Origin of the sequence: Enterobacter sp. JH25, assembly GCF_021725435.1 — a bacterium.
GTDB classification, from domain to species: Bacteria; Pseudomonadota; Gammaproteobacteria; order Enterobacterales; family Enterobacteriaceae; genus Enterobacter; species Enterobacter intestinihominis.
In genome coordinates this window covers 4,005,523-4,029,260 of record NZ_CP091319.1, presented here as the reverse complement: position 1 = coordinate 4,029,260, position 23,738 = coordinate 4,005,523, and the positions used below count along the sequence as shown (strand labels likewise).

Genomic DNA, 23,738 nt, shown 5'->3' with positions numbered 1-23,738 from the left:
TAGTGTGAAAACGGGTATACTCACGCACCCTTTTCAGGGATACGCCAAATTTTACCATTCAGGAGGGCCGATGAGCCACTTAGACAACGGTTTCCGTTCACTCAACCTTAAACGTTTCCCGGAAACGGACGACGTGAACCCGCTTCAGGCGTGGGAAGCGGCGGATGAATATCTGCTGCAGCAGTTGGATGAGACTGAAATCCGCGGCCCGGTACTGATCCTGAATGACGCGTTTGGCGCGCTGGGCTGTGCGCTCGCGGAACATGCGCCTTACAGTATCGGCGATTCTTACTTAAGCGAGCTGGCGACGCGTGAAAACCTGCGTCACAACGATATCGACGAATCCAGCGTGAAGTTCCTCGACAGCACCGCGGACTACCCGCAGGCGCCAGGCGTGGTGCTGATTAAAGTGCCCAAAACCATGGCGCTGCTGGAGCAGCAACTGCGCGCGCTGCGTAAAGTCGTGACGCCAGAAACGCGCATCATCGCGGGCGCCAAGGCGCGTGATATTCACACCTCGACGCTGGAACTGTTCGAGAAAGTGCTCGGCCCGACCACTACGACGCTGGCCTGGAAAAAAGCGCGCCTGATCAACTGTACCTTCAGCGCGCCGGAACTGGCCGACGCGCCAGAGACCCTGAGCTGGAAGCTGGAAGGGACCGACTGGACCATCCACAACCACGCGAACGTCTTCTCCCGTACCGGTCTGGATATCGGCGCACGCTTCTTTATGGAACATCTGCCGGAAAACCTGGAAGGGGAGATTGTCGATCTCGGCTGCGGTAACGGCGTGATTGGCCTGACGCTGCTGGCGAAGAACCCGGAGGCCAGCGTGGTGTTCAGCGACGAATCGCCAATGGCGGTGGCTTCAAGCCGTCTGAACGTGCAAACCAATCTGCCGGAGGCGCTGGATCGCTGCGAGTTTATGATCAATAACGCGCTGTCCGGCGTAGAGCCTTTCCGCTTCAACGCGGTGTTTTGCAATCCTCCGTTCCACCAGAAGCACGCCCTGACGGATAACGTCGCGTGGGAGATGTTCCACCACGCGCGCCGCTGCCTGAAAATCAACGGCGAACTATACATCGTGGCGAACCGCCATCTGGACTACTTCCACAAGCTGAAGAAGATTTTCGGTAACTGCGTCACCATTGCGACAAACAACAAGTTTGTGGTGCTGAAGTCGGTGAAGCTGGGGCGTCGTCGATAAGATCGTTTTGCCTGGCGGCGTTTCGCTTGCACAGGCCTACGGTTTTGTAGGCCCGGTAAGCGCAGCGCCACCGGGCAAGAAATCAAATCGCTAATGCCAATGTTGTCCCCTGCGCTATTGCCCGCCGCGCATCCAACTCCATCGCCACGTCGCACCCGCCAATCAAATGCACCGTTTTCCCCGCCTCACGCAGCGGATCGGCCAGATCGCGCTTTGGCTCCTGTCCGGCGCACAAAATCACATGATCCACGCGCAGCAGCTGCGGTTCACCACCGATCAGCACATGCAGCCCGTCGTCGTCGATCTTCTGGTAGCTCACCGCCGGGATCATCTTCACCCCGCGCGAGAGCAGGGTGGCGCGGTGGATCCAGCCTGTGGTTTTCCCCAGCCCTTCACCCGGCTTGCTGGCTTTACGCTGGAGCATCACGATCTGACGCGGGCTTTTCGGCAGCTGCGGACCTTCCGGGCGTAAACCGCCGGACTGACTGAGACTGGTATCAATGCCCCATTCCACGCAGAACTCAGCGATGTTCTGGCTGGTGGCTTCGCCCGGCTGGCTTAAATACATCGCGGTATCAAAACCGATCCCACCGCAGCCGATGATCGCCACCTTCTCGCCAACCGGCGCTTTGTCGCGCAGCACGTCCAGATAGCTCAATACCTTCGGATGATCGATGCCTTCGATCGCAGGGGTGCGCGGGGCGATCCCACTCGCGAGGATCACCTCGTCGAAACCGATCAGATCCGCCGCGCTGACAACCTGATTGAGCCGCAGATCGACGCCCGTCACCTCGATCATCCGGCGGTAATAGCGCAGCGTTTCATAGAACTCCTCTTTGCCGGGGATCTGTCTGGCGATAGTAAACTGCCCGCCGATTTCCGCCAGCGCATCAAACAGCGTCACGCTGTGCCCACGCGAGGCGGCATTGACCGCAAACGCCAGGCCAGCGGGTCCTGCGCCCACCACGGCCAGACGCTTCTTGTTGGTCGCAGGAACGATCGGCATTTTGGTTTCATGGCAGGCGCGGGGATTCACCAGGCAGGAGGTGACCTTGCCGACGAAGATCTGATCCAGACACGCCTGGTTACAGCCGATACAGGTGTTGATCTCATCCGCACGGCCGCTTTGCGCTTTGGAGAGCAGTTCGGCATCCGCGAGGAACGGACGCGCCATCGACACCATATCGGCGTCGCCGCGGGAGATCACATCGTCCGCCACCTGCGGATCGTTAATGCGGTTAGTGGTCACCAGCGGAACGGAGACTTTGCCTTTCAGCTTGCGCGTTACCCAGCTGAACGCCGCACGCGGCACCGGCGTGGCGATGGTGGGGATGCGCGCTTCGTGCCAGCCAATCCCGGTGTTGATAATGGTGGCACCAGCGGCTTCAATCGCCTGCGCCAGCTGTACGGTTTCGTCGAAGGTGCCGCCGCCTTCCACCAGGTCGAGCATCGACAGGCGGAAGATGATAATAAAATCCGCACCGGCACGTTCACGCACCGCGCGCACCACCTCCACGGCAAAACGCATGCGGCGGGCATAGTCACCACCCCATTCGTCGTCGCGCTGGTTGGTGCGTGCGGCGAGGAATTCGTTGATCAGGTAGCCTTCTGAGCCCATCACCTCCACGCCGTCGTAACCCGCTTCCCGCGCGAGCGCGGCGCAGCGAGCAAAGTCATCTATCAGCGCCAGGATCTCGTCATGGCTGAGGGCATGGGGAGTAAAGCGGTTAATCGGTGCCTGAATAGCCGAGGGGGCAACCAGGTTCGGCTGATAGCTGTAGCGCCCGGTATGCAGAATTTGCAGGGCGATTTTGCCGCCCTCGTTGTGAACCGCGTCGGTCACAATGCGGTGGTGCGGCAACTGTGTCGCATCGTTCAACACCGCGCCGCCCTCCATCGTCACCCCGGAAGGGGCAGGGGCTACGCCGCCAGTGACAATCAGCGCCACCCCGTGGCGCGCGCGCTCGGCATAGAAGGCTGCCAGACGTTCAGCCCCGTCCGGACGCTCCTCCAGCCCGGTGTGCATTGAGCCCATTAACACGCGGTTTTTGAGGGTAGTGAACCCCAGATCGAGAGGGGCGAATAACGACGGGTAGCGGCTCATAGTCTCTTCCAGTGTAAAATTATTGTTATGTGGTCGGATGAGTTACTAATTTAGCCAGCGGCGGCAGAAAGGTAAAAGCGGGATCGAATGATTGTGATAGATCTCAAAGAACTTCACCCCTCACCCCGGCCCTCTCCCCAGAGGGGAGAGGGTGAAAGGCCGCACGGAGCAGTCCCCTCTCCCCAGAGGGGAGAGGGTGAAAGGCCGCACGGAGCAGTCCCATCTCCCCAGAGGGGAGAGGGTGAAAGGCCGCACGGAGCAGTCCCCTCTCCCCTCTGGGGAGAGGGTTAGGGTGAGGGGCGTGTGTCGCGCATCAGGCCCGGCGCCTGCCACATCGAGGTTGTCAGCCCGCTGTCCACCAGCCCGAGCTGGTCCGCGTACACCGCCTGCCATTTCTGCATCATGCCGTCGTACAGCTCGCGGTGCGCCGGGTTTGGCGTGAACTCGCGGCTCCACTTCACCAGCCGCTCGCCCGTCGAGGCCATATCCGCGAACAGCCCCGCGCCAGCTCCTGCGGCAATGGCGCAGCCGAGCGCCGTTGCCTCTTTGACTTCTGGCACGCGCACCGGCAGGCCGGTGACGTCGCTTAAAATCTGGCTCCACAGGGCGCCTTTCGAACCGCCGCCCGCAAACACCAGGCTCTCAAACGTCACGCCGGAGAAGCGCGAAATCTGCGCCAGGTTGCAGGCCGAGACGATCGCCGCGTTCTCCTCCAGCGCGCGGAACAGCGTCGCTTTGTTGCACTTTTCCGGGTCAATGGAGAGGTTAATAAACGACGGCGCGGCGTGGTACCACTGTTTGAAATGCATCGCGTCGGAGAAGATAGGCATCACCCCGTGGGAGCCCGGCGGGACGCGGCTCGCCATCTCTTCGAGCAGGGAGTAGGGGTCCATTCCCATGCGTTCGGCAATCAGCTTCTCTTCGGCGCAGAAGGCGTCGCGGAACCAGCGCATGGTCAGCCCGGTAAAGAAGCTGATCGACTCTGCCTGCGCCATGCCGGGGATAACGTGCGGGTTTACGCGGATGTTCATCTCAGGGTCGGTGCGCACCTGCGGCAGGTTCACCACCTGTTGCCAGAAGGTGCCGCCCAGCACCGCCGTTTGTCCGGCGCGCACCACGCCCAGCCCCAGACAGCCCAGCTGCACGTCGCCGCCGCCCATCACCACCGGGGTGCCCTCGCGCAGGCCGCTCTGTTGTGCGGCTGCTTTGGTGATGGCCCCCAGCACGGTGCCGGTCTCTTTTACCGGGGAGAGGATATCGGCGCGTAGCCCGGCCATGTCGAGCAGCGCCGGACGCCAGTCGCGGGAGAAGAGATCCAGCATGCCCGTCGTGCCCGCATTAGACGGGTCCACCGCCAGCTCGCCGGAGAGCTTCGCCGCCAGCCAGTCGCTGATCATGGTGATGGTGGCGGCTTTACGATAAATATCCGGACGATGGTGCGCCAGCCACAGCAGGCGCGGCATGGCGCTGAGGGCAAGCGTCTGGCCGGAAACGTCATACACTTCGGATTCAAACCGGTAGTCGTGGATCTCTTTGAGTTCAGCTACCTCTCGGCTGGCGCGGGCGTCGACGTTGGCGCAGGCCCAGATAGCCTCGCCGTTGCGGTCGTACAGCACAATCCCTTCGCGCATCGAACAGCAGGCGACGGACTGAATATCCGCCGCGCTCAGGCGCGCGCGCTCCAACGCCTGATGAATACACCGGCAGGCCAGCTGCCAGTTGGTGTCGAGGTCGAACTCCATTGAGCCCGGCACGTTCTCGACGCTCAGGTGTTTCCACTCGGCCTGGCCAACGGCAATCTGGTTGCCCTGCAAATCGAAAACAACGGCGCGAACGCTGCCTGTCCCTGCATCTAACGCTAAAAGGTAACTCATGAGCATGCCTCATTGTTAGCGCAGGGAGGGCTCTTAAATGGCCAGAGCCAGCACCGCGCGGGCTGTCGTCTCTTCCGTCACCAGGCCATTAATACGGCGGCCCTTCAGTGCGGCATAAATCGCATCGGCTTTCTCTTCCCCCCCGGCCACGCCTACGATGGTGGGCAGCTGTGCCAGTTCATCGAGCGTGACGCCCAGTAGTTCTTTGTGGATCTCCAGCTCCTCGACGCATTCCCCTTCGGCATTGAGGAAATAGCCAAGGATATCGCCGACCGCGCCCTTGCGGGCGTACATCAACTGTTCACCTTCGCTGATATAGCCGGAGCGCAGTATCGTCGCGTCACGGCGCTGGTTCACCGAGCCAATGCCGACCACCGCCACGTCAGCGGCGGTGGCGGCGAGGATCACGTCCCGCACGCTGGTTTCGCGCTTTAAGATCCCGGCGACTTCAGCGGATGACACGCGAAGCGGGGCAGGGATCATGCTGACGCTACAGGCCGCATCCAGCTGGCCGATACCGGTCATATACGGCCCCACGCCGCCGGAGAGCGTCACCAGGCGGATCTGCTGTGAGCTGATAAAGCCGCTCAGGTGTTGCAGGCTGCTCATGGTGGTTTCACCGAAGCCCACCGCTAACAGCTGGCCGGGCTCCAGCACGCCCATCAGCGACTGGGCCGCGCCAATGCCTAACCGCACGTTCATCGGCGGCGTATTCAGGGCGGGCATCACGCGCACCAGCTTCAGGCCAAATCGTTGTTGCAACTCGGTTTCCAGCGCCAGGCAGCCCTCGTAGCGGGAGTTTATCTGTACGCGGATCACCCCGGACTGACGGCCTTTCTCCAGCAGGCGGGAGATCTTCAGGCGCGGCAGCCCGAGCCGCTCGCCGATGTCGTTCTGGGTCAGCCCGTCGTGGTAGTAGCACCAGGCCACGCGCGCCACCAGCTCCTCTTCCGCCAGTGCCAGCCCGGCAAACCGTCCTTCTTCCGCAGTGCGTTTATCGCTCATAGTTGAACTCTTATAAAAATTTAGATCATATGTTCGTGATGGTGCGGCGTGAAAATGTGAGCCACGCGACAAAACAGATCTTTTCGATCCTTTCCGGTTTATCTGAATCTCAATCGATAAAACTGTGATCCCTGCACGGTTGTAAATATAGTTCCCGTCTACGCTTTTGAACATTATTAAATCTAAAAATCATTTGTTCAATAGCGGAGCGATGATGACACCACTTCTCGAGGCACGTGACATCTGCAAACAGTTCTCTGGCGTGCCTGTGTTAAAAGGCATTGATTTCACGCTGCTTGCTGGGCAGGTGCATGCGCTGATGGGCGGTAACGGCGCGGGAAAATCGACGTTGATGAAAATCATCGCCGGGGTTGAAACGCCGGATCGCGGTGAGCTTTCGGTTGCGGGCGAGTCTTTTGCACGGCTTACCCCGACGCAGGCGCACCGGTTAGGCATTTATCTGGTGCCACAGGAGCCGCTGCTTTTCCCCAACCTGACGGTGCGGGAAAACATCCTGTTTCGTCTGCCGCGCGAACGAGATCGGGAAAAGCGGCTGGCGGAGAAACTCCAGCAGCTGCAATGTCAGCTTAATCTCGATGCCGCTGCCAGCACTCTGGAAGTCGCGGATCAGCAGATGGTGGAGATCCTGCGCGGGCTGATGCGCAACGCCAGAATTCTGATCCTCGACGAACCCACGGCATCGCTCACGCCGGGCGAAACCGAACGCCTGTTTCGCCAGATCCGCGCGCTGCAGGATCTCGGCGTTGGCATTGTTTTTATCTCGCACAAGCTGCCGGAAATTCGCATGCTTTCGAGCCACGTCTCGGTGATGCGCGACGGCGCGGTGGTGCTGAGCGGCGAAACCGCGCACTTTGACGATAACGCCCTGATCGCCGCCATGACGCCGGTCAGCCGGGAAAAGTCGCTAAGCGATACGCAAAAGCTGTGGCTGGCGCTGCCGGGCAACCGCCGAACCCAGGCGCAGGATTTCCCGGTGCTGCGGGTGGAGGATCTCACCGGGGAAGGGTTTATCGATCTCAGCCTTGAGATTTACGCCGGGGAGATCGTCGGTCTGGCCGGGCTGGTGGGGTCCGGGCGTACCGAGTTTGCCGAAACGCTTTACGGCCTGCGTCCGGTACGCGGCGGGCGGGTGTGGCTGGAGAACCAGGAGATCACCGCCGTTCCGGTCAGTTCCCGTCTGGAAAAAGGGCTAGTTTATCTGACGGAAGACAGGCAGGTGTCCGGCCTGTTTCTCGACGCGCCTGTCCGCTGGAACACGGTGGCGCTGAACGAGCCGTCGCTCTGGCAGCAGCGAAAGCGGGAGTCTGCGGTGGTGGAGCGTTACCACCGGGCGCTGGGGATCAAGCTCAACCATGCGGATCAAACCGTGCGCACGCTCTCCGGTGGTAATCAGCAGAAGGTGCTGCTGGCGCGCTGTCTTGAGGCCAATCCGCTGCTGCTGATCGTCGATGAACCGACGCGCGGCGTGGACGTATCGGCGCGCGCCGATATCTACCAGCTGCTGAAAAGCGTGGCGGCGCAGAACGTGGCAGTGCTGATGATCTCAAGCGATCTCGATGAGTTTCCCGGCCTCGCGGATCGGGTGCTGGTAATGCATCAGGGCGTGATCAGCGGCGAGCTGCCGCGCCACGCCGTCAGTCTCGACCGGATGATGGCGCTGGCGTTTGGAGGGCAATCATGAAGATCTTACTGAAAAACCGCGAGCTGAGCGCGTTTCTCGCCATTCTGGCCCTGTTCGCCGTGCTGGTGGCGCTGAACCCGTCCTACCTTAGCTTACAGACCCTGGGGATGATCTTCGCCAGTTCGCAGATCCTGATTTTGCTGGCCATCGGCGCGGCGCTGGTGATGCTGACCCGTAATATCGACGTCTCCGTCGGCTCCACCGTCGGGCTGTCCGCCATTGCCGTCGGCGTGGCGCTAAACAGCGGCTACAGTCTGCCCGTTTCCATTCTCTTCGCGCTGACGATTGGCGCGCTGGCGGGGGCGTTCAACGGTTTTCTGGTGGTGGGGCTGCGCATTCCAGCGATTGTCGCCACCCTCGGCACGCTGGGGCTGTATCGCGGAGCGATGCTGCTGTGGACCGGCGGGAAGTGGATTGAAGGGCTGCCGCCGGGGCTGAAATCCCTCTCTGAGCCTGCCGCCGTCGGCATTTCGCCGCTCGGCATTGTGGTGTTGATAATCGTGGTCACAGGCGCGTGGATACTGTCGCGCACCGCCTTTGGCCGTGATTTCTACGCCGTGGGGGATAACCTCGCCGCCGCGCGTCAGCTGGGCGTGGCGGTGAACCGCACCCGTATGATCGCCTTTACCCTCAACGGCATGCTGGCGGCCTGCGCCGGGATCGTCTTTGCCGCGCAGATTGGCTTTGTGCCCAACCAGACCGGCAGCGGGCTGGAGATGAAGGCCATTGCCGCCTGCGTGCTCGGCGGCATTTCGCTGCTGGGCGGTACCGGCACGCTGGTCGGTGCGTTCCTCGGCGCGTTTTTCCTGACCCAAATCGATACCGTGCTGGTGCTGTTCAGGCTCCCGGCGTGGTGGAACGACTTTATCGCCGGGCTGGTGCTGCTGGGCGTGCTGGTGCTCGACGGGCGGCTGCGTCAGGCGCTCTCACGGCATCAGCGGGCGCTGAAATACAGCCGTTTCCAGCCGGGTAACAGAGGGGGAAAGCACGTCACCCCGTTTCCCAAACGCAACAAAGAGGTGGCGTAAATGAGGCTTAACTGGGAAAGCGCGCTGCTGATTTTACTGGTGCTGGAGATCCTGCTCTTCGGCGCCATCAACCCGCGCATGCTTGATATCAACATGCTGCTGTTCAGCACCAGCGACTTTATCTGCATTGGCATCGTGGCGCTGCCGCTTACGCTGGTGATTATCAGCGGCGGGATCGACATCTCCCTCGGCTCAACCATCGGCCTGTGCGCCATCGCGCTGGGGGTGATGATGCAGGCCGGGTGGCCGATGGCGGTTGCCATCCCGCTGACGCTGCTGCTCGGCCTGCTGTGCGGGCTGGTGAATGCGGCGCTGATCCACTACACCGGCATCAGCCCGTTGGTCATTACCCTCGGCACGCTCTACCTCTACGGCGGCGGGGCGCTGCTGCTCTCCGGCATGGCGGGGGCGACGGGCTACGAGGGGATCGGCGGCTTCCCGGACAGCTTTACCGCCTTCGCTAACCTCACGGTGATGGGCCTGCCGATCCCGCTGGTGCTGTTCGCGGTGATTACCGCTTTCTTCTGGCTGATTACCCATCGCGGGCGCTTTGGTCGGCATCTGTTTTTAATTGGCCAGAATCCGCGCGCGGCGCGCTATGCGGCGCTGTCGGTGAACGGTATGCCGTATGCGCTGTACGGCCTGGTGGGCGTGGCCTCGGCGATTGCCGCGCTGGTGATGGTCTCCTATTTCGGCTCCGCGCGTTCGGATCTGGGGCGCGATTTACTGATGCCTGCGCTCACCGCCGCCGTGCTCGGCGGAGCGAATATCTACGGCGGCTCAGGTTCGGTTGTCGGTACGGCGCTGGCGGCGCTGCTGGTGGGGTACCTGCAACAGGGTTTACAGATGGTTGGCATCCCCAACCAGGTGTCGAGCGCGCTGTCAGGGGCGCTGCTGGTTGTGGTGGTGATGGGGCGTTCGCTGAGTCTGCACCGTGAATGGGTGCGTTCTCTCTTCAGAAAACTATCCGGAGCGTAAGATGAAAACAAAACTGCTCGTCCTGGCAATGGCCCTCAGCTTCGCTTCAGCGCAGGCGGCGGACCGCATTGCCTTTATCCCGAAACTGGTGGGTGTGGGATTCTTCACCAGCGGCGGCAACGGCGCGAAAGAGGCGGGGAAAGATCTTGGCGTGGACGTGACTTACGACGGCCCGACCGAGCCGAGCGTCTCCGGCCAGGTGCAGCTGATCAATAACTTCGTCAACCAGGGCTATAACGCCATCATCGTCTCTGCCGTGTCGCCGGACGGTCTCTGCCCGGCGCTGAAGCGCGCGATGCAGCGCGGCGTGAAGGTCCTGACCTGGGATTCCGACACCAAACCGGAGTGCCGCAGCATTTACATCAACCAGGGCACGCCGGAACAGCTGGGCGGCCTGCTGGTGGAGATGGCAGGCAAACAGGTCACCAAACCGAACGCTAAAGTGGCGTTCTTCTACTCCAGCCCCACCGTCACCGACCAGAACCAGTGGGTGAAAGAGGCGAAGGCCAAAATCGAGAAAGACCATCCCCAGTGGCAGGTCGTCACCACGCAGTTTGGCTATAACGACGCCACTAAATCCCTGCAAACCGCCGAGGGGATCTTAAAAGCCTATCCGGATCTAGATGCGATCATCGCCCCGGACGCCAACGCCCTGCCGGCGGCGGCACAGGCGGCGGAAAACCTGAAGCGGGAAGGGGTGGCGATTGTCGGCTTCAGCACGCCAAACGTGATGCGTCCGTACGTTGAGCGCGGCACGGTGAAAGCCTTCGGCCTGTGGGACGTGGTGCAGCAGGGCAAAATTGCAGTCAATGTCGCCGATCGTTTGCTGAAAAAGGGCGATCTTAACCCTGGCGACATCGTGGAGGTGAAAGATATCGGGACGCTGAAGGTCGAGCCGAACAGCGTGCAGGGCTACCAGTATGAGGCGAAGGGCAACGGCATCGTGCTGCTGCCGGAGCGGGTGGTGTTCACCAAAGAGAACATCAACAAATACGATTTCTGACGGGGGAGCAAATGGCTGATTTAGACGACATCAAAGACGGCAAGGATTTTGGCATCGGTACGCCGCAGCAGAATGTGCCGTACACCCTGAAGGGCTGCGGTTCGCTCGACTGGGGCATGCAGTCCCGGCTTTCGCGCATCTTCAATCCGCAGAGCAACCGCACGGTGATGCTGGCCTTTGACCACGGTTACTTTCAGGGACCGACCACCGGCCTTGAGCGTATCGATCTCTCCATCGCGCCGCTGTTTGGCGAAACCGACGTGCTGATGTGTACCCGCGGCATCCTCAGGAGCCAGGTACCTGCCGCGACGAACAAACCGGTGGTGCTGCGCGCCTCCGGCGGTAACTCGATTCTGGGCGAGCTGTCTAACGAGTGCGTGGCGGTGGCGATGGAAGACGCGCTGCGCCTGAACGTCTGCGCGGTGGCGGCGCAGGTCTATATCGGAAGCCCGTTTGAACATCAGTCAATCAACAACATCATCAAGCTGGTGGATGCGGGGGCGCGTTACGGCATGCCGACGCTGGCGGTGACGGGCGTGGGTAAAGAGATGGCGCGCGACGCGCGCTATTTCTCGCTCGCCAGCCGCATCGCTGCCGAAATGGGGGCCCAGTTCGTCAAAACCTACTACGTGGACGAGGGCTTTGAAAAAGTGACCGCCAGCTGTCCGGTGCCGATTGTTATCGCGGGCGGCAAAAAGCTGCCGGAGCATGAGGCGCTTGAGATGTGTTGGCGGGCGATTGACCAGGGCGCGTCCGGCGTGGATATGGGGCGCAACATCTTCCAGTCCAGCGCGCCGCTCGCCATGCTGAAGGCGGTGAAGAAAGTGGTTCACGAGAACATGAGCGCCCGTGAGGCGTTCCAGTTCTGGCAGGAAGAGAAACAGGGAGAAGCAAAATGAACGTGACGCTGGTGGAAATCAACATCAAACCCGAGCGGGTGGATGAGTTTCTGGAGGTATTTCGCGCCAACCACGAGGGAGCGATCCAGGAGCCGGGCAACCTGCGCTTTGACGTCTTGCAGGACCCGAGGGTGAAAACCCGGTTCTTTATCTATGAGGCCTATAAAGACGAAGAGGCGGTGTTGGCGCATAAGCAAACGCCACACTATCTGGCGTGCGTGGACAAGCTCGAAGAGTTGATGTCAGAGCCGCGCAAAAAACGCTGCTTTGTGGGGTTGTTGCCGGAGTAGCGTTTTGCCCGGTGGCGCTGCGCTTACCGGGCCTACGGGGGCGAGAGGGGGCGGTGTTTGCCCGGTGGCGCTACGCTTACCGGGCCGACATCTGCAGTATGTTGTAGGCCGGGTAAGCGTAGCGCCACCCGGCGTTTTTTATGCCTCTTCCACGCTCACCCGCAGCGCCGCCAGCGCCTTACGCGCCGCCTTCAGCACCTGCTCACACTGCTCAATGGTGAGCGTCAACGGTGGCTCAATGCGGATGGTTTTCGAGTTGTTGAGCGTTCCCGCCACCAGTACCCGCTGGCGGAACATCTCGCTTGCGAAGCTATAACCGGTTTCGTTATCAACGAACTCAATCGCCATCAGCATCCCTTTCCCGCGCGCATCCTGTACCAAATCCGGGTATTCCCGGCCCAGCTGACGGAAGCCGTCCAGCAGCATGTCGCCTTTCTGCTCCGCCTGCGCAGGCAGGTTTTGCTCCAGCAGCACGTTGATGGTGGCCAGCGCTGCCGCACAGGCCAGCGGGTTACCGCCAAAGGTGGTGGTATGTAAGAACGGGTTGTCGAATAGCACCGAGAAGACCTCCTCAGTGGCGACCGTTGCGCCAATCGGCATCACGCCGCCGCCGAGCGCTTTCGCCAGGCATAAAATGTCTGGCTGAACGTTCTCATGCTCGCAGGCGAACATCCTGCCGGTACGCCCCATCCCGGTCTGAACTTCGTCGAAGATCAGCAGCGCGCCAAACTCATCGCACAGCTGACGCACGGCGGGCAGATAGCCCTGCGGCGGGAGGATCACGCCGCCTTCGCCCTGAATCGGCTCCAGGATCACCGCCGCCACGTCGTCGCCGGTTTTACGGCATTCACTCAGCATGGTGCGCATGGCGTTGATGTCGCCGAACGGTACGTGGCGGAAGCCCGGCAGCAGCGGCATAAACGGTTTGCGGAAGGTGGATTTGGCGGTAGCAGACAGTGCGCCCAGGGATTTCCCGTGGAACGCGCCGCTGGTGGCGATAAAGGTGAATTTCCCGCGCGGCGACTGGTACGCTTTGGCGAGTTTAATCGCCGCTTCGACCGATTCGGTGCCGCTGTTGCTGAAGAAGCTGTATTTCAGCTTACCGGGCGTTAAGGCTGCCAGCGTTTTCGCGAGCATGGCGCGAAGCGGATCGAGCAGTTCCTGGCTATGGAGAGGTTGTTTCGCAAGTTGATTCTGTACGGCGGAAACCACAACTGGATTACGGTGCCCCACGTTGAAAATACCAAAACCACCCAGGCAATCGATAAACTCCTGTCCCTGGGTGTCGACAAGCGTATTCAGACTCCCCGCTTGCCACTCTACGGCTCCGTAATCCCCGCCGGCGGTAACAGATTTGCGATACTCCAGAAAACCAGGATTCACATGCTCTTTAAAGTAATCAATGACCTCGCGGTTAAGTTGTTTCATCTCCTCATGATCAAGCGTTCGCTTTTCAATGAGATTCAGTGCGTGCGCGGTACAGGCAAGAGCCGAGGCGCTGGAAGGTAACCTGTTCAAAATATGCTCCCGGGGATCGCGTATCACATGATACTGAGTTAAGTATTGCAGGGATTACGCCACCTCAGATGCCTTAACAAAAATCGGGATAAACGCCAAGTGAAATCAAAGTTGCACAATATTTAATCATGCCATCGCGCGCCGCACGGGATAAGGGATAACGAGCCGGGGATTGGGTTTCGTCAATTGCACTGCTCCAGGGCAGGAAATGCGCCTTAAGTGTGCGCCGGAGGATCATGCTTTGTAGGTAGTTTCGTGTCGAAAGTATTTTAAATCAATTAATTAGAAAAGCGTACGAAAAGTGCGGTTTAACCGAGATTTGCGATCTCAATCATATTTAACAACTAAAGATAAATTTTTTATCGCCGAAAAAACATAAGCCACAAAATTAACATTCAAATAACCTGCAAGGGATGCTCACTATGTCCTCTCCTGACTATGTCACCCAGAATGAATATCCGCTGGACGATGACACCACGCTTATGTCGACCACCGACCTCCACAGCTACATGACCCACACTAACGACACCTTTGTGCAAGTGAGTGGCTTTACGCTTCAGGAGTTGCTCGGGCAGCCGCACAACATTGTGCGCCACCCCGATATGCCGAAAGCGGCTTTTGCCGACATGTGGTACACGCTGCAAAAGGGCGAGCCCTGGAGCGGGATTGTCAAAAACCGACGTAAAAATGGCGATCACTATTGGGTACGCGCCAATGCGGTACCAATGGTGCGTAACGGTCAGATGACGGGCTATATGTCCATTCGTACCCGCGCCACCGAGGACGAGGTCGCCGCGGTGGAGCCGCTTTATAAGGCGCTCAATGAAGGACGTAGCAAAAAACGCATTCATAAAGGGCTGGTGGTGCGCAAAGGCTGGCTCGGCAAATTACCGGCGATGCCGCTGCGCTGGCGAGTGCGTAGCGTAATGGCGGTACTTTTTGCGGTGATGGCCGCAACGCTGGTTGCCAGTGCCGCAGGCTGGGCTTCGCTGGTGGCGGCAGCCGTGGTGATGCTGCTTGGCACCCTGGTGTTTGAGCAACAGATTGTCCGCCCGGTGGAAAACGTCGCACGGCAGGCGCTCAGGGTCGCTACCGGCGAGCGTAACAGCGTGCAGCATCTTAACCGCAGCGATGAACTGGGGCTGATGCTGCGGGCCGTCGGACAACTGGGGCTGATGTGCCGCTGGCTTATCAACGACGTCTCCAGCCAGGTGGTGAGCGTGCGCGACGGCAGCGACAGGCTGGCGCAGGGTAATGAAGATCTCAACGACCGCACGCGCCAGACCGTGGCTAACGTGCAGCAGACCGTGGCAACAATGAACCAGATGGCGGCGTCGGTGCAGAGTAACTCTGAGACCGCAGCCGAAGTCGACAAGCTGTCGATGGCTGCCAGCAGCGCGGCCACGCAGGGCGGCACCGTGATGCAGACCGTGGTGAAAACCATGGATGACATTGCCGACAGTACCCAGCGCATTGGCTCTATTACCTCGCTTATCAATGACATCGCCTTCCAGACCAATATTCTGGCGCTGAACGCCGCGGTTGAGGCGGCACGCGCGGGCGAACAGGGGAAAGGCTTTGCGGTGGTGGCGGGCGAAGTGCGTCATCTTGCCAGCCGCAGCGCGAACGCGGCTAACGATATTCGCAAGCTGATCGACGCCAGCGCCAGCAAAGTGCAGTCGGGCGCCGATCAGGTCCACGCCGCGGGACGTACCATGGATGATATTGTCGAGCAGGTGAAAAACGTCACGCAGCTTATCGCGCAGATCAGCCACTCCACCTCCGAGCAGGCGACAGGCCTGACAGAGCTGACCCGTGCCGTGGCAGAACTGGACAGCATTACGCAGAAAAATGCTGACCTGGTCGAAGAGAGCGCGCAGATTTCCGCGATGGTTAAGCACCGGGCCGGACGTCTTGAAGATGCGGTTACCGTGCTGCATTAAGAAATGCATGCTTCGATAAAGCCGTTTATTCCTCCGGGGTAAACGGCTTTTTTGTTTTTCAGAATAAGTTATGTTGTTAATGAAATATTAAGTAACTAAAAAAAGTACCCGATTTTTAATTGCTACGCCCCGGATTCATTGAAAGTGAGAAATAAAAAAACGATCAAAGTCATAAAGTTAGCGAGTTTCCTACCGATAACAGCGATCGTCTGAGAAATAATCACATCGATGGGGTAAATATGTTCATACATGACGTAAAGATCGGCACGAAATTATTTCTGGCGTTTGGATTATTTATTGTCCTGATGGTCGTCAGCGCAAGCTTGTCTCTGATGAGCCTGAATCGGGCAAACAATGGAATGCAAACCATTCTTACCAGCGACTATCCAACTACGGTAAAAGCGAACCAGTTAATCGACAACTTCCAGGAATTTATAAGCACACAGCAGCTCATGCTGCTGGACGAACAGGGAATGTACACGACGCAATCAGAACAGCGTTTGAAGGCGATAAGCGAGCGCATCACCGCAATCCTGAGCGAGCTGGACAACGCTCTCAAGGATAAAAAATCCCAACAGGTGCTGGCGGACATCCACGGCGTACGCCAGCAATATCTTGACTCGCGCTACCGCATTTTGCAGGCCGTGCAGAATAACGACCGTGCAGGCGCGATAAACGAGATGATGACCAACACCCTGGACCTGCAACAGTCTTATAAAGCGAAAGTGCAGGCGCTGATTGCGATCCAGGATCATGAAATGCAGAGTGCGGGCGAGCAGGTGGAAGGCGATTTCCGCACTAATCGTCTGCTGCTGATCCTGATTACGCTTTTCAGCGTCGCGGCAGCCAGCCTGACTGGCTGGTTCATTGTGCGATCCATTACCCGCCCGCTGAACGACGCGGTGAATTTTGCGGAGGCCATCGCCGATGGCGATCTCACCGGCAGCATTACCTCGCACGGTAAAGATGAAACCGGACTGCTCCTCACCGCACTGATGGAGATGAAAACGCGCCTGCTGGAGATTGTGCAGCAGGTGCAAACCGGATCGGAAAACATCTCCAGCGCCGCCGCGCAGATTGTCGCGGGCAACCAGGATCTGGCTGCCCGCACGGAGGAGCAGGCCAGTTCCGTTGAACAGACGGCCGCGTCGATGGAGCAGATTACCGCCACGGTGAAGAACACCGCGTCCCACACCGGAGAAGCGACGAACCTGTCTGCCGATGCGGCTGCCGTGGTCAAAAACAACGGCGAGATGATGAAGCAGGTCACCAGCAAAATGCGCCTGATTAACGAAACATCGAACAGGATGTCCGACATTATCGACGCCATTGCCTTCCAGACCAACATTCTGGCGCTGAACGCGGCGGTCGAAGCGGCGCGCGCAGGTGAGCATGGTCGCGGCTTTGCGGTGGTGGCGGGTGAGGTACGCCAGCTCGCGCAGAAAAGTGCAACATCTGCGAGTGAGATCCGCCAGCTGATTGAAAGCTCCACAAGCCAGACGCAGGACGGCATGAACCTTGTGGAGAAAGCCAGCGGGCTTATCAACGGCATGGTCGGCAACGTGGAAGAGATGGACGTCATCCTGCGTGAAATTCGCCAGGCCAGCCATGAACAGACGGAAGGTATCTCGCAGATCAACAGCGCGATTGGCCTGATAGACGCCACCACCCAGCAGAACTCCGCGCTGGTGGAGGAGTCCGTTGCGGCGGCGGCATCCCTTAACGAACAGGCGATGCACCTGAAAGAGCTGGTCCGCGTGTTCCGCGTGAGCGACGGCGTGCTGGCTTAATCCAGCTGGGAGATCTCCAGTGCCGCGCGGTCAATCACGCCGATAATCTGTTTTAACTGCGCGTCGCTGAGTTCTCCCTGATTAACTTTCAGATCCAGAACCGCTTTGAAGTTATCCAGCGCCCGCTTCATCTGTGGGTTTTTGCGCAGCTGGAACCCGACGGAGCGCGCCTTGATACGCGTCTGGATCTGCTCCAGCTGTTCCCGATTGTCATCCAGCCATTGCTGCCCGGCGGCGTTAATCGCAATCCGCTTACGGCCGTTCTCTTCTTCGGTAATGGTGATCAGCGCCTGATCCTGCAAGTAATCCAGCGTCGGGTAGATCACGCCAGGGCTTGGCGTGTAATGTCCCTGCGTCAGGTTCTCGATCTCTTTAATCAGCTCATAACCATGGCTCGCGTTGCGGGTCAGGATATCCAGGATCACCAGCCGCAAATCACCATGGCCAAAAAATCGTGGCCGGCGTCCGCCGCCGTCGTGTTCGTGTCGCATGTTTCTTCCTCAATTTGATATATCTAAACTATATCTAAGATATATTCAGATGCAATCTAAAAGATCTTGATTTCTGAGTTAATAGCAATCATTATCATTAAAAATTCATTCCGATATATCGTATTCACCTGAGAAGGGCATCAACATGGCATCTACCCGTTACCCTCAACGTGTCCGCAATGACCTGCGTTTTCGTGAGCTGAACGTGATGCGCACTGAGCGAGTCAGCGCAGGATTTCAGCGCATTGTACTAGGCGGCGAGGCGCTGGAGGGCTTTAGCTCTCGCGGCTTTGACGACCATACCAAAGTCTTTTTCCCGGCACCGGGCACCCCTTTCGTGCCGCCTGTGGTGACCGATGAAGGCATCGACTGGGGCGACGGGGTGCGTCCGCAGGCGCGTGACTACACCCCGCTGTACGATGACGAAAAACACGAGCTGGCGCTCGATTTTTTCATGCATGATGGCGGCATTGCCAGCAACTGGGCGGTAGAGGCGAAGGTGGGCGACAAGCTGACCATCGGCGGTCCGCGTGGTTCGCTGGTGGTGCCGGAAGATTACGCCTGGCAGTTGTACGTGTGCGACGAGTCGGGTATGCCCGCGCTGCGCCGCCGTTTAGAAAGCATCGCAAAACTGCCTGTTCCCCCGGCGATCCACGCCATCGTCACCGTGGGCGATGCGGCGTACCAGGACTATCTGGCGCACCTGAGCGGGTTCAACATCACCTGGGTTATCGGCCACAACGAGCAGGCGGTAGCCGACCAACTTGCAGCGCTGGCCGTGCCGGAAGAGGATTACTTTATCTGGCTGACCGGAGAGGGGAAGGTGGTGAAACGCCTGAGCCGTCAGTTTGAAACCGACGCAATTGACCCACAGCTGGTACGTGCCAGTGCGTACTGGCACGCCAAATAATCAGGCTGCGGGATCCAGCTGCGCTTCGCTCACCTGATGTTCGAGCGAGGCGCATACCTCTCTCAGCGCTTTCTCCTGCTGGGCAAAGTAGGCTTCCATATTGCTGAGCGACGAGACGAGCAGCCAGGACTCTTCCTTCTCCAGCTCTGCCAGCTCGTTCACCAGGGTGTCGATTTGCTCACGCACCTGCGCCATTTTTTTGCGAATACGTTCCAGGTCGTTCAGCCTGTCGCTCGCCATCATCGGTTCAAACCCTTGTTGCAGACGGGCGACCAGCGAGCGAATGGCCTTCACGTCGCCGCGCTGTTTGGCCTGGTTGAGTTGCACCATCATCCTGTTGGCTTCCTCTTTTAAATCATCGGCAACCAGATCCGGGTGGCATAGCTTGCTCGCCTGACGCCAGAGCCGCTTCAGCTCGTTCCGATCCTCTTCAGAGAGATCCTTGCCTTTACGCAGGCGCACCTCGGCATCATGATGCTGTTCTCGATACTTTTTGTACTCTTCGTTGGCCTCATCGCGCGCCTGACGTGCTGGCTCTTCTTCACGCGTTAAACCGGTCTCCAGCTCCATCGCTTCGGCCAGTAGGTTGGCAATCAGATTACTTTGCTGCTGAAGATGCTTGCGCGCCTCTGCCGCCTGAACGGAATCCGCAGGCAGATCTCGCCAGCGCCGGGTGAGCGTTGTCAGAACCTCTACGGCCTGCGCCATATAGCCCTGGCAGCGGCGGTAATCCTCTTCCCGACGACGCGTCTCCGCCTGCTGACGACGCAGGTTAAGCTCCGCCAGCGTTTTACGCAGGGCGAGGATCTGCTGCATCAACGGCCCGAGGCGGGAGAAATAGAGATCGTTGAACTCATCAAGCTGCTGTACCCGGGCGTTACGGCGATCAATCAGATCGCGCAAGCGCTCTTCCAGAGCTTTCAGCTCCAGCTTGCTGGCCGCCAGCTGCGGGTCACGCCACGGGGTAACGGCGCGCTGGCTTTGCAGCCAGGCGGTGATAGCGCGAAGGGCTGCGGTGTAATTTTTCTGCTCAAGCGCCGCGACGATGGACAGGAGATTATCGTCAAAGGCTTCCTCTTTGAGACGTTTCAACTGGCTCCGGATGATGTCGTCATCTTCCAGCTCAATGGCATTTTTAATGATTTCTAGCCGTTTGATCGGTGTGCTCATGATGCCTTTCGCTCTGGCGCTTAAGTATTTGAGTTAAGGTTAGTTGTTGTAAAAGCTACTGGAAATAATACACACGGATGATGATCGGCGCGATGGGGGATTTCTTTAGAATTGCAGAATGTGAAGATGGGCGCGTAAAAGATGAAATGAGCAGGTTGCTTTTGATGATAAGCGCTAATCCGTTGAAATAACTAGCAATCGCTTTAAAACCAAGACCAGTCCCTACTTAAAATTACCAGGTAAAACGCGTATTCCCCCGAATAGTTTGCCCTTTCGGGAGTGCTTACGCTTCGTGTCACTGACTTTTACTGACACCGGCAGACGATGGTTCGCCGTGCGGAATGCTTTTCCAAAGGAGTGTTGATGAAGATGAAAGCTATTGTAGTCGCCCTGCCGATCGCGATGATCCTGGCTACCGTTCTGGCGGCAAACAGAAAGAGCACTTAGGCGGTGAGCGTCTGTATGTCGACCGGGGCACTATTTCGATATGGGTAAGATCGACAGTGGATATAACAACTATGCGAACATGCGTGGCTTAAAGGATGAGCAGATGAAGGCGCATATTGTCTCTAACGAATTTACGCTGGGCATGTGTTACGTGTTTTAACCTGTTGTGAATATCACTGCTTTAAAGCAAGGCCAACACCGTGGGAGTGTGGGGCTGGCTTTTTTCTTGTGCGCATGTGGCATGTGGGGTTCCTGATTTCCATCAAAACCAACGATTATGTTTTACATAAAAATAGGTAACGATGATGATCCATGTCAGGGTAAGAATACCAAAATAGTCAGGGATGAAACGCGCAAAAAGATAAGCACCAGCAACGATGAGCGCTATAGGGATATAATAAATATATGATTGCAAAAACCATAATATTGCTCGTTTCATCTTCTTAATAACTCATATAAAGCATCGCCGATTATTTCCTCATTGTTGCCACCTGATTCAATTTGATAAATTATTTTTGTCATTTGCGGTTCAATAAGAAAGTAAAGCATCTCCAGATTCTGTTGGTACAATGCCTGGTAATATGCAGAGTCCTGAAATTTGAGCTTATTAGCTGCTAGCGCCGCCACCTGTGCTTTGGAATAGATTATAGCACCGTTAACATACATTGATGATAAAGAATTAACCATTCTGATATGCGACTCGTGAAAATCGCCGCTACTGATTATCAGCTTTGCAATAGTTAAGGACAGCGCTAGTTTGCTAGATTTCTCAGCGTACTCATAAGCCTTATCGCCTAATTCCTTTTTAAGAAATGCAGCGAGATTGTTACTTTTTTGCTCTCCCAGTCTTTTGAGAGTTTTCTGAAAGTAAATCTCAACCATATCAAGAGCAACATCGTTTCGGTTATAGATTTCGGCAAGTGCTAATGTGAGACGGCGGTCTTCATTTATTAGCTCGCGACAGGTATTGCGGTAGTAATCGTCTGGTATCAGGCACGAACCATAGTTAATTATACGTTGTGTACCAAGCTTTAGATTTTCGATAGCACTCATATTGGTAGCTTGTATTTCTCGCAATGCTTTGGTTAGCGCCAGGGCTAGATTCCTTTCTGATTGCAACTTCATTTTTGCATAGCCGTCTGCCATTGTAATTTCCCTTGTTGTAACATTACCCTGTCAATAATTGATCATCATTGTCATAGGGGGCAAGGAAGAAAATGAAAAAAAGCGGTAGAGTGGCAATTTATGTTCTAGTGGTGATTATTTTCTTTCTAACTATTCCAGAGATCGTCGTTCGTGTACTCACTCCGGAGCAGTTTGCTCGATTGGGTGATTTTACAAGCTTTGGTGGCTTGTTTAGTCATATCCTTTCTTTATTGATTTTCCTTGGCTTAGCTTCAATTCTGCTGGGCATACTCGCCATTTTTGTAACGAAAAAAATTTACCGCCATGTCACTCGATACAAAAGCTAATCTTCAAAACTGATCCACAAGGCGGCAGGTGAGGGGGAGTTAAGTGTGTTCTGATCTGCGTCATACAATTGGGGTCTGGATCGAGATCGGGTTCAGTTAAGATGCCATGTAACGATAATGGAACACTGTCAGTTACATAGAAAAAGCCACTCGTTAGAGTGGCTTAATTATATGATTCTAAAGCTAAAATTTGGTGGCCCCTGCTGGACTTGAACCAGCGACCAAGCGATTATGAGTCCGAACTATATTTCAATAAAAACAATTATTTACTGTTAAATCAAGCGCATAGAATTTCGTATATTGTCGAAAAGTATTGCATAGTGGTGCGCTGTGCTGCCATTTTGCTGCCACCTATCAGGTTTAAAGGGTTGAGTTGAACCGCTTCTGTCAGGTGGTCAGGTGCAAAGTGGGCATAACGCATTGTGACTTTAATATCTGTATGTCCAAGGATGCGTTGTAAGACGAGAATATTGCCGCCGCCCATCATGAAATGGCTTGCAAAAGTATGTCGTAGAACATGTGAAAGCTGACCATCTGGTAGCTCTATCCCCGCGCGCTTAATGGCGCTCCTGAATGCTGAATAACATCCGGTAAAGAGTGGTTTAGAAGTTCGGTTTTTGGGTAGCAACTCGTACAGCTCATCACTGATTGGAACTGCGCGGTTTTTTTTACCTTTCGTTTTGATGAAAGTGATTTTGCCGGGGCTTATCTGTTTACCCGTTAATCCTTCCGCTTCTCCCCATCTTGCGCCGGTCGCAAGGCAGATTTTAACAATTGTGGTTAAATCCCCAGCTTTGCTTTTCTCGCACTCTTCAAGCAAGCGCGTCGCTTCCTCAACCGTCAGCCAGGCCAGTTCAACTTCTGCGATCTTAAACTCTCTGACGTTTTCGAGAGGGTTTGGCGCTGTCCAGTCATCAAGTCTTTTCAGCTCATTGAACATAGCCCGAAAGTAAGCCAGTTCGAGGTTTACCGTACGAGGAGTTACGGACTTAACGCGATCAGAGCGGGTTATTTTCCCGCTTAACCGTTGTTCTCTATACGTTGAGAACAGTTTAGCGTTGAACTCAGTTGCGAGGGGATCACCCATAGCGAGACAGGCAAACTCCATTGCACCTTTGCGCTTTTCACCATCAGCAAGCGTCACACCATGGGCGTTATACCAGGCTGTAACCAAATCCCTAACACGGCGTTTGTCCGTTTTTTCACCCAGCCACGGCTTGTCCTGGGCTTGTTCCTTAACATGGCGCTCGAACGCCAGGGCTTCCCCCTTTGTGGCGAACTGGCGCCGGATGCGTTTCCCTTCGCGGCCGTTTGGGAAGACTTGCGCTTGCCACTTACCGTTACTTAATTTGCTTACTGCCATCGTTACACCTCTGGAAGTGGATAAAGCAGCGTAATCCAGTCGTATACGTTGATGACTTCGCCAGAGTCGCGGATAACAATTTCTTGCCCCTCAATCCTATCTATACGGAATGTGCGCAACTGTCTGCGTAAATAGCAATAACCAGTAATATGCACCTCATCTACTTCTTTCACATCGACTTCTCTGTAGCTTTTTTCGTTAGAGGCATTGAGGTAACTAAAAGAAATAAGTTGATAGTTAGATGAATTCAACGATGCAGGAGTTTGAATTTGTTGGTCTATTGCTGATGGCTCAGGCGCTGCATTGGAAGGTTTGGTCTTGTTATCAAAAAGTATTCCCATAGTTCCGAATAAAGCAAATCCGGTAAAAATATGAGCGGCAATGATATGCAAAGACCTGAATATAAAATAAAGGCCGATAAAAAATACAGCAACAATCACGCAATTAATCAAAGTGCTGTTTGTCTTTTTTTTATTTCCCATATTCATTCCTACGACAACGCCGCAGGTAATTATTAGGATTACTTCCATTGCTAAAAGCATCT

Annotated in this window: 20 protein-coding genes and 1 pseudogene; 12 read left to right on the top strand and 9 right to left on the bottom strand. The window is 56.7% G+C overall.

Annotation, left to right across the window (positions count from 1 at the left end; genetic code table 11):
• The first annotated feature begins 70 nt into the window (after window positions 1–70).
• Window positions 71–1,207, top strand: a complete 1,137-nt coding sequence (gene rlmG / locus L2Y28_RS19360; protein WP_022649467.1) for a 23S rRNA (guanine(1835)-N(2))-methyltransferase RlmG — start codon at window positions 71–73, stop codon at window positions 1,205–1,207.
• A gap of 82 nt (window positions 1,208–1,289) precedes the next feature.
• On the opposite strand, the gene L2Y28_RS19355 is transcribed toward rlmG, so the two are convergent.
• From L2Y28_RS19355 to lsrR, 3 genes are all read right to left on the bottom strand, one after another.
• On the bottom strand, window positions 1,290–3,311 hold the full coding sequence (locus tag L2Y28_RS19355) for an NADPH-dependent 2,4-dienoyl-CoA reductase (protein ID WP_022649466.1): 2,022 nt from the start codon (window positions 3,309–3,311) through the stop codon (window positions 1,290–1,292).
• A gap of 287 nt (window positions 3,312–3,598) precedes the next feature.
• A complete protein-coding gene (gene lsrK, locus L2Y28_RS19350) occupies window positions 3,599–5,185 on the bottom strand; it encodes an autoinducer-2 kinase (RefSeq protein ID WP_022649465.1) in 1,587 nt (528 codons plus the stop codon).
• Between the two features lie 33 nt (window positions 5,186–5,218).
• Window positions 5,219–6,190 carry a transcriptional regulator LsrR gene (gene lsrR / locus L2Y28_RS19345; RefSeq protein WP_022649464.1) on the bottom strand — a complete coding sequence of 324 codons (972 nt, stop codon included), beginning with the start codon at window positions 6,188–6,190 and terminating at the stop codon, window positions 5,219–5,221.
• Between the two features lie 214 nt (window positions 6,191–6,404).
• Between lsrR and lsrA the strand changes: the two genes are divergently transcribed.
• From lsrA to lsrG, 6 genes are read left to right on the top strand one after another with little or no spacing between them, the layout of a single operon-like run.
• On the top strand, window positions 6,405–7,892 hold the full coding sequence (gene lsrA / locus L2Y28_RS19340) for an autoinducer 2 ABC transporter ATP-binding protein LsrA (RefSeq protein WP_236919596.1): 1,488 nt from the start codon (window positions 6,405–6,407) through the stop codon (window positions 7,890–7,892).
• On the top strand, window positions 7,889–8,920 hold the full coding sequence (gene lsrC / locus L2Y28_RS19335; protein ID WP_022649462.1) for an autoinducer 2 ABC transporter permease LsrC: 1,032 nt from the start codon (window positions 7,889–7,891) through the stop codon (window positions 8,918–8,920). Before lsrA ends, lsrC begins: the two co-directional genes overlap by 4 nt.
• Window positions 8,921–9,898 carry an autoinducer 2 ABC transporter permease LsrD gene (gene lsrD / locus L2Y28_RS19330; RefSeq protein WP_022649461.1) on the top strand — a complete coding sequence of 326 codons (978 nt, stop codon included), beginning with the start codon at window positions 8,921–8,923 and terminating at the stop codon, window positions 9,896–9,898.
• Between the two features lies 1 nt (window position 9,899).
• On the top strand, window positions 9,900–10,901 hold the full coding sequence (lsrB, locus tag L2Y28_RS19325) for an autoinducer 2 ABC transporter substrate-binding protein LsrB (protein ID WP_022649460.1): 1,002 nt from the start codon (window positions 9,900–9,902) through the stop codon (window positions 10,899–10,901).
• 11 nt (window positions 10,902–10,912) lie between these two features.
• Entirely contained in the window at window positions 10,913–11,800 is an 888-nt protein-coding gene (gene lsrF, locus L2Y28_RS19320; RefSeq protein ID WP_022649459.1) for a 3-hydroxy-5-phosphonooxypentane-2,4-dione thiolase, read from the top strand.
• Entirely contained in the window at window positions 11,797–12,090 is a 294-nt protein-coding gene (gene lsrG / locus L2Y28_RS19315) for a (4S)-4-hydroxy-5-phosphonooxypentane-2,3-dione isomerase (RefSeq protein ID WP_022649458.1), read from the top strand. The genes lsrF and lsrG overlap by 4 nt, the downstream gene beginning before the upstream one ends.
• Before the next feature lie 138 nt (window positions 12,091–12,228).
• On the opposite strand, the gene ygjG is transcribed toward lsrG, so the two are convergent.
• Complete coding sequence (ygjG, locus tag L2Y28_RS19310; RefSeq protein ID WP_022649457.1) at window positions 12,229–13,608, bottom strand: putrescine aminotransferase; 1,380 nt, start codon at window positions 13,606–13,608, stop codon at window positions 12,229–12,231.
• 422 nt (window positions 13,609–14,030) lie between these two features.
• Between ygjG and L2Y28_RS19305 the strand changes: the two genes are divergently transcribed.
• Together L2Y28_RS19305 and L2Y28_RS19300 are read left to right on the top strand one after the other, a co-directional pair.
• Window positions 14,031–15,551 (top strand): PAS domain-containing methyl-accepting chemotaxis protein, encoded by a 1,521-nt coding sequence (locus L2Y28_RS19305; protein WP_022649456.1) that lies wholly within the window; start codon window positions 14,031–14,033, stop codon window positions 15,549–15,551.
• 239 nt (window positions 15,552–15,790) lie between these two features.
• Window positions 15,791–17,341 carry a methyl-accepting chemotaxis protein gene (locus tag L2Y28_RS19300; protein WP_236919565.1) on the top strand — a complete coding sequence of 517 codons (1,551 nt, stop codon included), beginning with the start codon at window positions 15,791–15,793 and terminating at the stop codon, window positions 17,339–17,341.
• Here L2Y28_RS19300 and L2Y28_RS19295 read toward each other — a convergent pair.
• Window positions 17,338–17,832, bottom strand: coding sequence for a PadR family transcriptional regulator (locus L2Y28_RS19295; RefSeq protein ID WP_017382401.1), 495 nt, complete (start codon window positions 17,830–17,832; stop codon window positions 17,338–17,340). The two genes, L2Y28_RS19300 and L2Y28_RS19295, sit on opposite strands and share 4 nt — an antisense overlap.
• A 145-nt stretch (window positions 17,833–17,977) precedes the next feature.
• Here L2Y28_RS19295 and L2Y28_RS19290 point away from each other — a divergent pair, with 145 nt between their 5' ends.
• The gene (locus L2Y28_RS19290; RefSeq protein WP_022649454.1) at window positions 17,978–18,742 is read left to right on the top strand and encodes a siderophore-interacting protein; all 765 of its coding nucleotides are present in this window, start codon (window positions 17,978–17,980) and stop codon (window positions 18,740–18,742) included.
• Here the strand turns inward: L2Y28_RS19290 and L2Y28_RS19285 are convergent, their stop codons facing one another.
• Window positions 18,743–19,912: a molecular chaperone DnaJ gene (locus L2Y28_RS19285; RefSeq protein WP_022649453.1), complete on the bottom strand. Its 1,170-nt coding sequence runs from the start codon at window positions 19,910–19,912 to the stop codon at window positions 18,743–18,745.
• Between the two features lie 452 nt (window positions 19,913–20,364).
• Here L2Y28_RS19285 and L2Y28_RS19280 point away from each other — a divergent pair.
• A pseudogene (locus tag L2Y28_RS19280) lies at window positions 20,365–20,519 on the top strand (porin family protein); the annotation flags it as partial.
• 275 nt (window positions 20,520–20,794) lie between these two features.
• Here the strand turns inward: L2Y28_RS19280 and L2Y28_RS19275 are convergent.
• A complete protein-coding gene (locus L2Y28_RS19275; RefSeq protein ID WP_022649452.1) occupies window positions 20,795–21,505 on the bottom strand; it encodes a hypothetical protein in 711 nt (236 codons plus the stop codon).
• A 71-nt stretch (window positions 21,506–21,576) separates the two neighbouring features.
• Here L2Y28_RS19275 and L2Y28_RS19270 point away from each other — a divergent pair, with 71 nt between their 5' ends.
• Window positions 21,577–21,831, top strand: coding sequence for a hypothetical protein (locus L2Y28_RS19270; RefSeq protein WP_022649451.1), 255 nt, complete (start codon window positions 21,577–21,579; stop codon window positions 21,829–21,831).
• Between the two features lie 277 nt (window positions 21,832–22,108).
• Here the strand turns inward: L2Y28_RS19270 and L2Y28_RS19265 are convergent, their stop codons facing one another.
• Complete coding sequence (locus L2Y28_RS19265; RefSeq protein ID WP_023307016.1) at window positions 22,109–23,194, bottom strand: tyrosine-type recombinase/integrase; 1,086 nt, start codon at window positions 23,192–23,194, stop codon at window positions 22,109–22,111.
• Between the two features lie 2 nt (window positions 23,195–23,196).
• Complete coding sequence (locus L2Y28_RS19260) at window positions 23,197–23,736, bottom strand: hypothetical protein (protein ID WP_023307015.1); 540 nt, start codon at window positions 23,734–23,736, stop codon at window positions 23,197–23,199.
• Window positions 23,737–23,738: the final 2 nt, after the last annotated feature.

Coding starts and splice junctions, on each gene's coding strand:
- lsrB (WP_022649460.1), top strand. CDS start 9,900: ATGAAAACAAAACTGCTCGTCCTGGCAATGGCCCTCAGCTTCGCTTCA.
- lsrD (WP_022649461.1), top strand. CDS start 8,921: ATGAGGCTTAACTGGGAAAGCGCGCTGCTGATTTTACTGGTGCTGGAG.
- L2Y28_RS19275 (WP_022649452.1), bottom strand. CDS start 21,505: ATGGCAGACGGCTATGCAAAAATGAAGTTGCAATCAGAAAGGAATCTA.
- L2Y28_RS19295 (WP_017382401.1), bottom strand. CDS start 17,832: ATGCGACACGAACACGACGGCGGCGGACGCCGGCCACGATTTTTTGGC.
- L2Y28_RS19265 (WP_023307016.1), bottom strand. CDS start 23,194: ATGGCAGTAAGCAAATTAAGTAACGGTAAGTGGCAAGCGCAAGTCTTC.
- lsrR (WP_022649464.1), bottom strand. CDS start 6,190: ATGAGCGATAAACGCACTGCGGAAGAAGGACGGTTTGCCGGGCTGGCA.
- lsrF (WP_022649459.1), top strand. CDS start 10,913: ATGGCTGATTTAGACGACATCAAAGACGGCAAGGATTTTGGCATCGGT.
- L2Y28_RS19355 (WP_022649466.1), bottom strand. CDS start 3,311: ATGAGCCGCTACCCGTCGTTATTCGCCCCTCTCGATCTGGGGTTCACT.
- L2Y28_RS19260 (WP_023307015.1), bottom strand. CDS start 23,736: ATGCTTTTAGCAATGGAAGTAATCCTAATAATTACCTGCGGCGTTGTC.
- lsrA (WP_236919596.1), top strand. CDS start 6,405: ATGACACCACTTCTCGAGGCACGTGACATCTGCAAACAGTTCTCTGGC.
- L2Y28_RS19270 (WP_022649451.1), top strand. CDS start 21,577: ATGAAAAAAAGCGGTAGAGTGGCAATTTATGTTCTAGTGGTGATTATT.
- L2Y28_RS19305 (WP_022649456.1), top strand. CDS start 14,031: ATGTCCTCTCCTGACTATGTCACCCAGAATGAATATCCGCTGGACGAT.
- rlmG (WP_022649467.1), top strand. CDS start 71: ATGAGCCACTTAGACAACGGTTTCCGTTCACTCAACCTTAAACGTTTC.
- lsrG (WP_022649458.1), top strand. CDS start 11,797: ATGAACGTGACGCTGGTGGAAATCAACATCAAACCCGAGCGGGTGGAT.
- lsrC (WP_022649462.1), top strand. CDS start 7,889: ATGAAGATCTTACTGAAAAACCGCGAGCTGAGCGCGTTTCTCGCCATT.
- lsrK (WP_022649465.1), bottom strand. CDS start 5,185: ATGAGTTACCTTTTAGCGTTAGATGCAGGGACAGGCAGCGTTCGCGCC.
- L2Y28_RS19285 (WP_022649453.1), bottom strand. CDS start 19,912: ATGAGCACACCGATCAAACGGCTAGAAATCATTAAAAATGCCATTGAG.
- L2Y28_RS19290 (WP_022649454.1), top strand. CDS start 17,978: ATGGCATCTACCCGTTACCCTCAACGTGTCCGCAATGACCTGCGTTTT.
- L2Y28_RS19300 (WP_236919565.1), top strand. CDS start 15,791: ATGTTCATACATGACGTAAAGATCGGCACGAAATTATTTCTGGCGTTT.